This window comes from Aquabacterium sp., from assembly GCF_036273115.1.
Lineage (GTDB): Bacteria > Pseudomonadota > Gammaproteobacteria > Burkholderiales > Burkholderiaceae_C > Aquabacterium.
On record NZ_DASUIN010000029.1, the window covers coordinates 283,314 to 296,126 of the forward strand.

Sequence of the window (12,813 nt, forward strand, 5' to 3'; positions counted from 1 at the left end):
CTCATGACGCACGAGATATTAATGCTTTGCTAACCGATAGCATACCAACCAGATAAATCTCCGACACAAGAGACAACGTGTCGCTAGTTCAGTGGGTTATTCTTCATACAGGAAATTACGGCGACCTTACAGAAGGCGGCGAAGGTTGGCGAAATTCCGGATCGCACAAAACTCATCAACACCGGATCAATAGACCCCATATTAAAGAAAAAAGCAAATATTTCAATTAGGAGGTTGACCCATGACCAACACATCAACGCTCGACCGCACCGCAAACAAAATTATACTCAACAGAGGACAGGCATGATCGGACTAATATTGATACCAGCATTTATTGTTTGGCTGGTGATTTCCGTCGTGATAAGCAGCAAGATCCCAGACTGGCTCAGAATAAAGAAGCACACCACCGCTATTACAGTGCTTTTAATTCCAGTTGTACTACTTGCCCCCATTGCCGATGAAATTATTGGTCGAGCACAATTTCACTATCTGTGCAAAAAGGAAGCTGTTGTTTGGCTTAGCCCTGACTGGAAGCAGGTTAATTTTGCAACCGTCAACGACGATCCAATTGCAGAAATGCATGGCTACATCATCCCAATAAGAGTGCAACGAATTGAATTTATAAATTCAGAGACCAAGGAACCATTCCTATCCTACAAGGGATTTCATACCAAAGGTGGATTCTTGATGCGCAATAGCCTTGGCCTTAATTTTACAACATCGTGCTGGCCAAAAGATAGCACTCAAATTCTCAAAGAACTGAATATTGACCAACTACTGAAGCATGGCAAATGATATGACTACCGTCACAAACGCATACTTCAACGCGCTCTTGGCGGATGCCGCATATGTCAATCTGACACAGGGAATTCCTGAAACTGATTTGGTTCGTAAGCTTGGTGAACGCCTCACCTCATTTCAAGCCGCCTATCTAGCCGCCAACTTTGGCGGTCGCCAGCGTAGCCAACTATTCCGACAACCCATTTACAGGCAATTCAGGCTTTGACGCTACCGTGTGGCGAGGAAAGGCCGGAACGGAGTAAACATGAACGCCCAAACATGGCCTTGGGCGGCATCCCCCCAAAGCAGCGGTTGGCCATGGCCGCATAGCTCTACTTCTCGGAGCGACGGTTTATGGGGGGATTACCGTAGATGCTTTGGGGCAGTTCTCTGCGCCTGCTGCTGGACAGACAACTCCGCCCGCGAACTATCAAACCGCCTTGAATGCGGTTATTGCAGCAAATTGGGTCTAAGGTTCTGATTTAGTTCACCCAATATGAGCTGGCGTTCACGGAAACATCAAGCCGGCTTTTTATTGCTTCCAATACATTTCTAGGTGGCGGAGACTCTGGTCCGTTGTCGTTTTGAATTGAATCAGCACACCCTCAAGTAAGGGCCCGCTCGGCATAGCGGTTGAAGCGCCAGGCACTCGATTCCACGGTGATGCGTCGCCAGGTGGCCCGTTTTTCAGCCGGCGTCATCTCGGGCCACAACTGCACTTCGTCAAAGGTACGGCCACAGCCCTTGCACAGGTCATCGCCCTGGCTGGTCGAGCAAATCGCGATGCAAGGCGTATCTGGCGTGGTGTCGTACCAATCCAGCCAGGCGCGGCGGGCAAGCTCAGGCATGGAGCCCTCATCGCACAGACTCTCGTGGAAGTACACCATCAGGGCATACACCTCGGCCAAGGCCGCCACTTCGGGCGCCAGACCCAGGTCGTCGCCCACGGGAAACTGTTCACGCCACCAGTTGATGGCGGCTTCGATGTCGGTGATGTGAATGCCCGCCATGGCGCCAACCATCAACCTTGCGCGGCCTTGGCCGCCTTCTCGGCTTCGGCCTGGCGTGTGGCCTCGACCAGCGCTGCCAGTGCGGTGTTCACAGCCTCGGCCGACACACCCTGAGCCAACTCAGCTGGCGCATCGGCCAATGCCTGGGCACCCTCTGTCTTGAGTCGCTTGACCCATTGGCCCGCCTCGCGGCCATCACTCAGGCCCCGGCTTTGCAGCAAGACGTGGCCATGCGCATCGGTCAGCTTGAAATAGAACAGGCCATCGGCCTCACGGTATTGCTTGAACACCGGCAGGGCCACTTTGGCCGATTCGCCGGCCACCACCTGCGGCTTGGGCACGGCCACCATGGTGCGCAGCCCCACGGCCTGGCGCAATTCGGCCAACAAAGGCGTGGCCACACGACGAGCCTTGTCAGCACCGGCCTGCAACACCGCTTCGATCTGCTCGGGGTGAGCCATCAGTTCGGCATACCGGGCCCGCATGGGGCCGACATGGGCTTCGATCAAGTCCACCACACGTTGTTTGGCATCGCCCCAGCCCAGACCGGCGCGCAGGTCGGCGTGGAACTGAGCCTTCACCTCGGGCGAGGCAAAGGCATCGTGAATGGTGACCAGGTGGGCGCTGTCGGGGTCTTTGGGCTCGCCAGGCAAACGCGAGTCGGTCACGATGCGAGCAATGGCCTCTTTCAAGGCCTTGGCACCGCCTTCGAACAAGGGCACGGTGTTGTCGTAGCTCTTGGACATCTTGCGGCCGTCCAGCCCAGGCAGGGTGGCTACGCTTTCTTCGATCTCGGCCTCGGGCAGCACGAACAGGTCGCGCCCCTTGCCGAACAAATGGTTGAAGCGCTGAGCCACGTCACGTGCCATCTCGATGTGCTGAACCTGATCGCGGCCCACGGGCACGCGGTGGGCGTTGAACAGCAGGATGTCTGCCGCCATCAGGATGGGGTAGCAGTACAGGCCCATGGTGACGCCGGCATCGGGGTCCTCACCTGCGGCCACGTTCACGTCTACCGAGGCCTTGTAGGCATGGGCGCGGTTCATCTGGCCCTTGGCGGTCACGCAGGTCAGCAGCCAGTTCAGTTCCGTGGTTTCGGGAATGTCGCTTTGGCGGTAGAAGGTCACGCGCTCGGGGTCCAAGCCGGCCGCCAACCAGGTGGCGGCGATTTCCAGACGCGAACGTTCGATGCGCTCAGGGTCGGCGCACTTGATCAGCGCGTGGTAGTCGGCCAGGAAAAAATAGCTCTCCACACCGGCTTGCCGGCTGGCCGCGATCGCCGGGCGAATGGCCCCCACGTAGTTGCCCAGGTGGGGCGTGCCCGTGGTGGTGATGCCGGTGAGAACTCGCTGGATGTTGGCCATTTTCGCGCTGTGAATGATTGGACGGAAAGGATGGAATTGTAGGTGCCCGGTACACTGGAGGCCGCATGAAGAACATCGTCATCCTGATTTCAGGGCGAGGCTCCAATATGGAGGCCATCGTCCACGCCTGTGCCCAGGAAAAATGGGGCGCGCGCATTGCCGCCGTGGTCAGCAACAAGGCCAGCGCGGGTGGCCTGGCGTTCGCCGCCAGCCATGGCATCGCCACCGAAGTGGTCGACCACAAGCAGTTCGACAGCCGCGAGGCATTCGACACCGAACTGGCGCGGGTCATTGACCAGCACCAGCCCGATCTGGTGGTGCTGGCGGGCTTCATGCGCATCCTGACCGAGGGCTTTGTGCGCCACTACGAGGGCCGCTTGCTCAACATCCACCCTTCATTGTTGCCCGCCTTCCCCGGCTTGCACACCCACGAGCGCGCCATTGAAGCCGGCTGCAAGCTGGCCGGGGCCACCGTTCATCTGGTCACACCCGAGCTGGATCACGGTCCCATCGTGATTCAGGCGGCCGTGCCGGTGCGGGCCGACGACACCGGCGATACCCTCGCCGCCCGCGTCTTGCGCCAGGAGCATCAGATCTACCCCCGCGCCGTGCGCTGGTTTGTCGAAGACCGCCTCACGGTGTCTGCCGATGGGCGGGTCAGCCAGCTCGATGGGGCCCCCCAAGTGGTGTGGTCCGCCGACTGATCCAGGCCACCTGACCCCGGTTTGTTAACCTAGCGGCTCTTGCTACAACATCAATAGGGAGCCGCCATGTTTGATCCATCCACCCGCCAAGCGTGGGGCATGCTGAGCCTTTGCGCCGTCTTGCTCACGTTTGCCCCTGCGAGCCACGCTTCACCAGAATCCGAGATGGAAGCGGCCGTGCAGGCCATGAAGTCCAGCCAGGTGAGCGGCCCGGCCGAAATCGTCCTGCGTGATCAGGCCAAGCTGAAGCTGCCCGCGGGCTACATCTGGGTTCCCGAGCCCGCTGCCGGGCAGATGATGCGCGCCATGGGCAACCACTCGGACGAGCGCGAACTGGGCCTGATCTTTCCCCAGTCGGAAGAGGCACGCTGGATGGCGGTAGCCAAGTACGAGGCAGCCGGCTACATCAAGGACGACGACGCCAAAGATTGGAATGTGGACGATCTGTTTCAGAGTCTGAAAGAAGGCACGGCAGAAGCCAACAAGGATCGGGTCGCACGGGGCTTCAATGAACTCGAAATCGTCGGCTGGGTCGAAAAACCAAGCTACGACGCTGCCCTGCACCGACTGGTGTGGTCCATGTCGGCCAGAGACAAAGGTGCGCCGGCCGACGCCCCTGTGGGCATCAACTACAACACCTACGCTTTGGGACGCGAGGGCTACATCTCGCTGAATCTGCTCACCAACCTCAGCGATGTGGAGCAGAACAAGCCCCACGCGCAGACCCTGCTGGCCGCACTGACGTTCCAGGAAGGCAAACGCTACAGTGACTTCAACGCGTCAACCGACAAGGTGGCGGAGTACGGTCTGGCTGCGCTGGTAGGCGGCCTGGCGGCCAAGAAGCTGGGCTTTTTCGCCTTGGCTGCGGGCTTGCTGGCCAAATTCTCCAAGGTGATTCTTCTGGGGGGTGCTGCCTTTGCAGGGGTGTTCGCCAAAGTATTCAAACGCAAGAAAGACCAGGCCTGAGGTTGGCGATGTTGAAATTGCTCTTTCTGCTGTTCAGTGGCCTGAAGTTCGGCAAGTTGTTCACCACCGGCGGCACCATGCTGATCTCGATCGTGGTGTATGCGTGGATCTATGGCTGGCGCTACGCCGTGGGCTTTGTCGGCTTGCTGTTCGTGCACGAAATGGGGCATTTCATCGCCGCCAGACAGCGCGGCCTGCCGGTAGGGGCGCCCACATTCATCCCATTTGTCGGGGCGTGGATCGAAATGAAGCAAATGCCGCACGACGCCGAAACCGAGGCGTATGTGGGCATGGGCGGCCCGCTGGTGGGCACACTGGGCGCCCTGGCCTGCTATTTCGTGGCACGCGACATGGGCCACGGCCAATGGCTGCTGGCAGTGGCCTACGCCGGCTTCATGCTCAATTTGTTCAACCTGATCCCCATATCGCCTCTGGACGGCGGACGGATCACCGCCGTGCTGTCGCCCCGACTGTGGCTGCTGGGCGTGCCGGTGCTGCTGGGCTTGTTCTGGTGGCGGCCCAGCCCGATTCTGATCATCGTGGCCATCATGGCGGCACCGCAGGTGCTCAAAGCCTGGCGATTCCGGGCCGATGACCCGAGCCATGGCGACTATTACCAGGCATCAGCCGAAACTCGCTTGACTTACGCGACCGCCTACGTGGGCTTGATCGCCTTTCTGGCGCTGATGTCTCACGATGTGCACCAGATGCTGGTGGGCAGCGCGGCGCACTGATTCGCTCAGCTTGTTCATCAAGCCATCAAGCGGCCAAGCGAACGGGCACCTCGAACCAGAACAGGCTGCCCTTGCCTGGGCGACTGCTGACGCCGATGTGGCCTTCCATGAGGTCGACCAGACGCTTGCAAATGGCCAGGCCCAGGCCTGATCCACCGTATTTCTCCATGGTTTCGTCGCTGGCTGGGCTGAAGGGCTGAAACAGCAAAGCTTGCGCCTCGACCGGGATGCCAATACCCGTGTCTTGTACCTCCACGTGCAGGAGGGTCTGCCCCCCCGCCCCGAGGTCGGTACGGCAGCGCACCCGAACCGAGCCTTGCTCGGTGAACTTCAACGCATTGCCCAAGAGGTTGAGAATGACCTGCTTGAGTCGCAAGGGGTCGCCCACAACCTGCATGGGCATCTCGGGAAACTCGCGCTCTAGCGTCACGCCCTTGTGCTGGGCAATGGACTCCAGCATGTCGACCGCTTCATGGGCCACGACCACCGGGTCATAGGGACGCTCGTGCAACTGGGTCGGTGCTGCTTCCAATCGGGAGAAGTCGAGTACCTCGTTGACCATTTGGAGCAAGGTGTCACTGCATTTGTCGACCTGTTCCAGATAGGTACGCTGCTGCGCATTGAGTTCGGTCTTCTTGAGCAGCTGCATGAAGCCCATCAAGCCATTGAGCGGCGTTCGCACTTCATGGCTGATCGAGGCAAACATGCGTGTGCGCTCAAGATTGGCCTCTTGAACGGCTTGCAGCATGTCTTCGAGCTTCTGGTTGCGCTCAGCCAGCGCCCGATTCTGCTCATCGATGGTGCGCTGCTTTTGCTCAATGGCACGGTTGTAGCGGTCGAAAGCCGAGCGCACGATCAAACCAAACGCCAGCACGATCATGACGAACCCCAACTGCATCAACTCGACCGGGTTGTCCTCGGATCGCAGCAAAGGGGCAATCCAGCCGTTCTGCTCGTTGGCCCAGATGAACAACACGCCGCCACATCCGATCAGCAGCCAGATCAGCCCATCCACGACCCCGACCAGGTGCGCGACAAACATGGGCCACAAGGCACACCACCAAGCAGACGAGTGAGCCGGCAAGCCCATCCAGATCAAGGCCAGATTCAAACCGGCAAAGTCGATCAGGGCGGCACCATGTGTGACCAAACGCAGCGGTTGCTGGGGAATGCGAGTCTTTGAAAGCGGAAACAGCGCCAGTATCAGCAGCGATGGCGCAGCCAGCGCCAAGCCTATGGCCGTCTGACCGAGGTACAGACCATAGAAAGAAGCGAACACCAGATGTCCGCCCACAGACATGAAAATCAGCTCACTGAAACGACGGTACTGTACCCAGCCACCATGCATCTCTGTGGATCGCTGAACCGCCATCCTGACTCCTTTGACAACGGCATCGTCGCCCTGAAACAGGGCGGCAAACCAAACAGGTGGAGACTACCTCAGGTTGACACCGAATTCACAATTTGAAACATGAGGGTTTGTGCGAGTTTGTCGCCCATCCGTCAAACCGAAATGGAGCGACTGGCCAAAGCCGCGGCCGCGGCTCGCGTTTCCACCCCCAACTTTTCATAGATGTGCTCCAGGTGCTTGTTGACAGTGCGGTGGCTCATGCCAAGGATCTCGGCGATATCACGATTGGTCTTGCCCTTGGCCAACCAGGACAGCACTTCGGTTTCCCTGGGCGTCAGAGCCGCTTCGGCAATGCGCTCGGCTTCCGGGCTGTCGGGCTTGGCCAGCGACGTCTCACGCACGCGAGTGACCAGCCGGGCGATGCGCAGATGGGTCTGCAAGCGGGCCAGCACCTCTTCGATCTTGACTGGCTTGATCACGTAATCCACACCGCCGGCCTCGAAGCCAGCGACGATGTCCGCGGTGTCTGACAAGCCCGTCATGAAAATGACGGGGACATGCGCCCATTCGGCATGGGCTTTGAGCTGGCGACAGGTGTCGAAGCCGCTCATGCCCGGCATGACCGCATCCAGCAAGATGGCGTCGGGCATGACAAACGCCAGGCGGCTCAAAGCCTGTTGACCATCGCGCGCAACCAGCACGGTGTAGCCCTCCCGGTCCAGCGCATCGCACAACATTCGCAAAGTGTCAGGGGCGTCGTCGACGACAAGGACGGTGCCTCGGTTCGCAACAGGGTCTTCAATCATGGACAGGCTCCGTCACGGGCAGGTCTTGCAAATAGGACACGGCACCGTCGAGGTCAAACTGCTCGATCAGTTGTTCGAGCGGGCGCAAAGCTTCTCCCTGTGAAGGTGTCTGGTTCTTGTAGTCGTACACGGCCTCTTTGAGCTTGAGAACATGGCCCATCTGGGCCCAGCGCAACCACTGCTGGCGGTCGGCAGACGACAAGGTGAGCTGGGCCGACGCGCCCGGCGCAGGCAGGGCTACGGGCAGCGCAGCGCCAAACTCAACGTCATGGGTCCACTGCAGATCCAGTTGCTGCCCCAGCACCGCCAGCAACTCCGACTCGATCACAGGCTTGGCCACAAAGCCCTGACAGCCCGACGCCCTCAGGTTCTCCGGCCGGTTCTCAAACACATTGGCCGACACCATGATGATGGGAACCTGTCGCAGGCCGCTGTCGCGAACTGCGCGCGCCGTTTCCCAACCATCCATGTCATCCATGCTGATGTCGAGCAAGATGGCATCAGGCAGGAATTCCTTGACGCTTTCCAGGCACTCGTGACCGCTGGCTGCCTCACGCAGTTGAAAACCCAGCGGCAACAGCATGCCAGCCAGCATCTGGCGTTGGATGGGCTGATCGTCCACCACCAGCAGGGTTCGGCGGCTCCCGAGATAGCCTGAAACCGGGCGCAAGGTCGGCTCCAGCCCCGCCCCGGAGGCAAACAGATCAGCCTGAGCGGGCTCTTGAATGGTTCGCAGGTACAGGCGAACCGAAAAGGTACTGCCCTGCCCTGGCTGGCTCGTGACGGACAGTTCCCCCCCCATCAACTCGGTGAGCAAATGCGTGATCGTCAGCCCTAACCCCGTACCCGGCTCGGCGCTACGGCGCCCGCCGCTGCCGCGCTCAAAGGGCAGGAAGATGCGCTCCAGGTCTTGTGGGGCAATGCCAATGCCGGTGTCGATGACATTGAAGCGCAAGACCTCACGCCGGGCGTCCACCTCCAGCGTGACCTGACCGTGGTCGGTGAAACGCACGGCGTTGCCCAACAAGTTCAGCAGAATCTGCCTCAGCCGCTTGCCATCGGCATGCACCCAGGCCGGCAGGCGGCCACGCACGTCCATGTGGAAGTTCAGGCCTTTCGCCTGCGCTTGCGGCTGCACCATGCGAACCACGTCTTCCAGAAAAGCGCGCAAGGGCAAGGGGGCCGGATCGAGACGCAAACGCCCGGCCTCGATGCGTGCCAGATCGAGCGATCCATCGATCAGGCCCATCAGGTGCTCACCGCTGCGCTGGATGGTCATCAGTCCACTGCGGCGTGGCCCATCGGGCGGCTCGTCTTTCAACAGAATTTGCGCATACCCCAGGATGCTGTTGAGGGGGGTGCGCAACTCGTGCGTCATGCCCGCCACATAACGTGTCTTGGCCTGGTTGGCCGACTCGGCCTGCTCCTTGGCCTTCTGCAAGGCCGCGTCCGTGCGGCGGTGCGCATCGATTTCCAGTTGCAGCAACTGGTTGTGGCGGTTGGATTCGTCTTGCGCCAGCCGTCGGCTTTCCGAGGCCAGCACCACCCACCACGCACAGACCGCTGCAGCCAGCAACATCAGGGCATAGACCTTGACGAAAGGGCCCTGCAAGACCTGAGTCATACCACTGACCACGCCCTCCTGGTAGTAAACCACTCCCAGCACGAAGGCCAGCATGATCGACAGCGTAAGCAGCACCACCAGGTACTGGCCCACCCTGAAGTTCATGCGGCGAGACAGCGCCTTGGGCAAGACCTGCACCAGCACATCCGAGACTTGCTCTGCCGCGCGTGATCGGCTCTTGCACGAATCGTGGCAGCGTGATTCCAGCGTGCAGCACAAGGAACAGATCGGCGCGTCATAGGCTGGACAGGTCGCCATGTCTTCCGCTTCGAAGTGGTTTTCGCACACCGAGCACTTCACCAACTGACCTGGCCGCCAAGGTGTCTGGCGAGGTCGTGCCAGGTAGTAGCGCCCTTGCGTGGCCCACGCCAGAAAGGGCGACACCACAAAGGCCACAGCCAACGCAAGAAAAGGCGACCAGGCTGCGACCGACGAGCCCATCAAGCCGGCATGCGCCCCCATGCCCACCGCGGCCGACAGGACGGTGGCGCCCAGCCCCACCGGGTTCAGATCAAACAGGTAGGCGCGCTTGAACTCGACGCCCTTGGGGCTCCAGCCCATGGGCTTGTTGATGACCAGATCGGCCACCAGGGCCCCGATCCAACCAATGGCAATGTTGCTGTAAAAGCCCAGCACGTGTTCCAGTGCGCCAAACACCCCCAGGGTCATCAGCAAGACCGCGATGATGACGTTGAAGACCAGCCAGACAACCCGACCTGGATGGCTGTGTGTCAGGCGCGCAAAGAAGTTCGACCAGGCCAGGGAGCCGGCGTACGCATTGGTCACATTGATCTTCACCTGAGAGACGATGACGAACACCACCGTGGCAGCCAGAGCCCAGGACGGCGAATCGAACACCTGACTGAAGCCCGCCAGATACATCTGTGTGGGTTCAATGGCTTTCTCATAAGGCACTTCGCGCTGCAGGGCCAGGAAGGCCAGAAATGCGCCGGCCAGCATCTTCAACATGCCAGGAATGACCCAGCCTGGGCCCGCCAGCAACACGGCAGACCACCATTGCCGCCGATTGGCAGGCGTGCACTCGGGCAAAAAGCGCAGGAAGTCCACCTGTTCGCCCACTTGCACCACCACCGACAAGGCCACCGATGAAGCCAGGCCCAGAGAGAGCCAATCCAATTCGGCATGACCCGATGCCCGGCCCGTGAGCGAGGTGAATTCAACGTAGGCCTGCGGATGGCGAATGGCCACCCACGCGAAAGGCAGCACCCACAGCGCCAGCCAGATCGGCTGCGTCCACAGCTGCAAGCGCGAAATCAGCGTGATGCCATGAATGACCAGGGGAATGATGACCAGGGAGGCCAGCACATAGCAAACCGGCAAGGACAGGCCGAACACCATCTGCAAGGCCAGGGCCATGATGGCGGCCTCCAGCGCGAAGAAGATGAAGGTGAAACTGGCGTAGATCAGGGAGGTCAGGGTCGAACCCAGATACCCAAACCCTGCCCCTCGCGTCAGCAGGTCCATGTCGACACCGAACTTGGCGGCGTAGTAGCTGATGGGCAGCCCGGTCAGAAAGGTCACCAACCCGACCAGCAAGATGGCCCACAGGGCATTGCTGAACCCATAGTTCAGCGCAATGGCCCCACCAATGGCCTCCAGCGCCAGAAATGACACGGCACCGAAGGCGGTATTGGCCACGCGGAACTCCGTCCATTTACGGAAGGTGCGTGGGGTGTAGCGCAGTGCGTAGTCCTCCAGGGTTTCATTGGCCACCCAGGAGTTGTATTCACGACGAATGCGAAAGATTTTTTGCCGTGCGACGGACACAGACAGGCTCCGATCGGATCAGGACCCGACTGTGATTGCAAGAACCGATCCACCCCCACCCCGGCGCCGTCTGAGGCGGCACATGCGCATGGCTGTACGTTGAATAACGTATTCATGGAAAACCCGCTCCTACGTAACGTTGCGTCCAAGGCCTCGTCACGGAGCAAATTTTCCGAATGCACCGAGACGCGGCACGAGCAACCCTTTTTTGTGCAAGGAGCCCTCTCATGTCGCATGATCAAAACGATCCCCGCAACTCGGACCTCAGCCGTCGCCGCCTGCTGCAAGGCATGGGCGCCCTGCCCTTGATGGGCATGACTGGCCTGAGCTACGGTGCCCCGCCTGCCACCTCGGCTGTCAACACGACCAAGCTGGCCGTGACCGACACCGAAGTCGTCGTGGGTCAGTTGCACTCGGCCACCGGCACCATGGCCATTTCGGAAACCGGTTCGATCCAGGCCGAACAATTGGCCATCGATCAGATCAACGCCATGGGCGGTGTGCTGGGCCGCAAGATCCGCGTGATCAAGGAAGACGGCGCCTCCGACTGGCCCACCTTCGCTGAAAAGTCCAAGAAGCTGCTGGTCAACGACCGCGTGGCCTGCGTGTTCGGCTGCTGGACTTCGGCCTCGCGCAAGGCCGTGCTGCCCATCTTCGAGAAGGAAAACGGCCTGCTGTACTACCCCACCTTCTACGAAGGCCTGGAGCAGTCCAAGAACGTGATTTACACCGGCCAGGAAGCCACGCAGCAGATCATCTGGGGCCTGGACTGGGGCGCCAAGGAGAAGAAGGCCAAGACATTCTTCCTGGTGGGCTCGGACTACATCTGGCCCCGCACCTCGATGAAGATTGCGCGCAAGCACATCGAATCGGTGGGCAAGCTGGGTAAGGTCGTGGGCGAAGAGTACTACCCACTGGGCAACACCAACTTCAACTCCTTGATCAACAAGATCAAGCTGGCCAAGCCTGACTGCATCTTTGCCGCCGTGGTGGGCGGCTCGAACGTGGCCTTCTACAAGCAACTCAAGGCCGCAGGCATCACCGGTGCCAAGCAGTTCCTGTTGACTCTGTCGGTGACCGAAGACGAAATGCTGGGTGTGGGTGGCGAGAACTTCGCCGGTTTCTACTCGTCCATGAAGTACTTCCAGTCGCTGGATAACGCCAACAACAAGAAGTTCGTCGAGGCATTCAAGAAGGCCTACGGACCGAAGGCGGTGATCGGGGACGTGACGCAGGCGGGCTACCTCGGCCCGTGGCTGTGGAAGGCCGCTGTCGAGAAGGCCGGCAGCTTCGACGTCGACAAGGTGGTCGCCGCTTCGCCAGGCATCGAACTCAAGACCGCGCCCGAGGGCTATGTGAAGGTGCACGAGAACCATCACCTCTACAGCAAGGCGCGCATCGCCCAGGGCCAGCCCGATGGCACCTTCAAGGTGGTCGCCGAGTCGAAAGACCTGATCGAACCCAACCCCTTCCCCAAGGGATATCAGTAACCCCCCCTACGGCCTGCGGCCGCCCCCCCCAGGGGGCCACACCAGCAGCCCGGCAAAGCCGGTTCTGCGGTGTGCACTGGGTTAGACAGCGTGAGCGCGCAGGTGGTGCTGGTGGTCACCACCTGCTTCCTGCGCCGGCCCGATCGGGATGCCGGTCGGGCGGCGCAGGCTTTTCCCGATGAGAAGGTGAAGAAGA

10 protein-coding genes are annotated in these 12,813 nt (G+C 60.2%); 5 read left to right on the plus strand and 5 right to left on the minus strand.

Features of this window, described 5'->3' with window-relative positions; translation table 11 throughout:
* Nucleotides 1–303 precede the first annotated feature (303 nt).
* Entirely contained in the window at nt 304–795 is a 492-nt protein-coding gene (locus VFW72_RS14265) for a hypothetical protein (protein WP_329674960.1), read from the plus strand.
* A gap of 590 nt (nt 796–1,385) precedes the next feature.
* Here the strand turns inward: VFW72_RS14265 and VFW72_RS14270 are convergent.
* Nucleotides 1,386–1,790 carry a DUF3717 domain-containing protein gene (locus tag VFW72_RS14270; RefSeq protein ID WP_329674961.1) on the minus strand — a complete coding sequence of 135 codons (405 nt, stop codon included), beginning with the start codon at nt 1,788–1,790 and terminating at the stop codon, nt 1,386–1,388.
* A gap of 11 nt (nt 1,791–1,801) precedes the next feature.
* Nucleotides 1,802–3,154 (minus strand): tryptophan--tRNA ligase, encoded by a 1,353-nt coding sequence (locus VFW72_RS14275; RefSeq protein ID WP_329674962.1) that lies wholly within the window; start codon nt 3,152–3,154, stop codon nt 1,802–1,804.
* A gap of 65 nt (nt 3,155–3,219) precedes the next feature.
* Here VFW72_RS14275 and purN point away from each other — a divergent pair, with 65 nt between their 5' ends.
* The 3 genes from purN to VFW72_RS14290 all read left to right on the plus strand — a co-directional run bounded on the left by purN (nt 3,220) and on the right by VFW72_RS14290 (nt 5,558).
* Nucleotides 3,220–3,858, plus strand: coding sequence for a phosphoribosylglycinamide formyltransferase (gene purN, locus VFW72_RS14280; protein ID WP_329674963.1), 639 nt, complete (start codon nt 3,220–3,222; stop codon nt 3,856–3,858).
* 66 nt (nt 3,859–3,924) lie between these two features.
* Nucleotides 3,925–4,824 (plus strand): DUF2167 domain-containing protein, encoded by a 900-nt coding sequence (locus VFW72_RS14285; protein ID WP_414638808.1) that lies wholly within the window; start codon nt 3,925–3,927, stop codon nt 4,822–4,824.
* An 8-nt stretch (nt 4,825–4,832) separates the two neighbouring features.
* Nucleotides 4,833–5,558 (plus strand): site-2 protease family protein, encoded by a 726-nt coding sequence (locus tag VFW72_RS14290; RefSeq protein ID WP_329674964.1) that lies wholly within the window; start codon nt 4,833–4,835, stop codon nt 5,556–5,558.
* A 25-nt stretch (nt 5,559–5,583) separates the two neighbouring features.
* On the opposite strand, the gene VFW72_RS14295 is transcribed toward VFW72_RS14290, so the two are convergent.
* The 3 genes from VFW72_RS14295 to VFW72_RS14305 all read right to left on the minus strand — a co-directional run bounded on the left by VFW72_RS14295 (nt 5,584) and on the right by VFW72_RS14305 (nt 11,127).
* The gene (locus VFW72_RS14295) at nt 5,584–6,930 is read right to left on the minus strand and encodes a sensor histidine kinase (RefSeq protein ID WP_329674965.1); all 1,347 of its coding nucleotides are present in this window, start codon (nt 6,928–6,930) and stop codon (nt 5,584–5,586) included.
* Between the two features lie 131 nt (nt 6,931–7,061).
* A complete protein-coding gene (locus VFW72_RS14300) occupies nt 7,062–7,715 on the minus strand; it encodes a response regulator (protein WP_329674966.1) in 654 nt (217 codons plus the stop codon).
* Nucleotides 7,708–11,127, minus strand: coding sequence for a hybrid sensor histidine kinase/response regulator (locus tag VFW72_RS14305; protein WP_329674967.1), 3,420 nt, complete (start codon nt 11,125–11,127; stop codon nt 7,708–7,710). Before VFW72_RS14305 ends, VFW72_RS14300 begins: the two co-directional genes overlap by 8 nt.
* A 227-nt stretch (nt 11,128–11,354) precedes the next feature.
* Between VFW72_RS14305 and urtA the strand changes: the two genes are divergently transcribed.
* Nucleotides 11,355–12,617 carry an urea ABC transporter substrate-binding protein gene (gene urtA, locus VFW72_RS14310; RefSeq protein WP_329674968.1) on the plus strand — a complete coding sequence of 421 codons (1,263 nt, stop codon included), beginning with the start codon at nt 11,355–11,357 and terminating at the stop codon, nt 12,615–12,617.
* Nucleotides 12,618–12,813 lie beyond the last annotated feature (196 nt).

What these genes read in the sequence shown, in the direction of transcription:
- VFW72_RS14265 (WP_329674960.1), top strand. Translation starts at nt 304, where the DNA reads ATGATCGGACTAATATTGATACCAGCATTTATTGTTTGGCTGGTGATT.
- VFW72_RS14290 (WP_329674964.1), top strand. Translation starts at nt 4,833, where the DNA reads ATGTTGAAATTGCTCTTTCTGCTGTTCAGTGGCCTGAAGTTCGGCAAG.
- VFW72_RS14285 (WP_414638808.1), top strand. Translation starts at nt 3,925, where the DNA reads ATGTTTGATCCATCCACCCGCCAAGCGTGGGGCATGCTGAGCCTTTGC.
- VFW72_RS14295 (WP_329674965.1), bottom strand. Translation starts at nt 6,930, where the DNA reads ATGGCGGTTCAGCGATCCACAGAGATGCATGGTGGCTGGGTACAGTAC.
- VFW72_RS14275 (WP_329674962.1), bottom strand. Translation starts at nt 3,154, where the DNA reads ATGGCCAACATCCAGCGAGTTCTCACCGGCATCACCACCACGGGCACG.
- urtA (WP_329674968.1), top strand. Translation starts at nt 11,355, where the DNA reads ATGTCGCATGATCAAAACGATCCCCGCAACTCGGACCTCAGCCGTCGC.
- purN (WP_329674963.1), top strand. Translation starts at nt 3,220, where the DNA reads ATGAAGAACATCGTCATCCTGATTTCAGGGCGAGGCTCCAATATGGAG.
- VFW72_RS14270 (WP_329674961.1), bottom strand. Translation starts at nt 1,790, where the DNA reads ATGGCGGGCATTCACATCACCGACATCGAAGCCGCCATCAACTGGTGG.
- VFW72_RS14300 (WP_329674966.1), bottom strand. Translation starts at nt 7,715, where the DNA reads ATGATTGAAGACCCTGTTGCGAACCGAGGCACCGTCCTTGTCGTCGAC.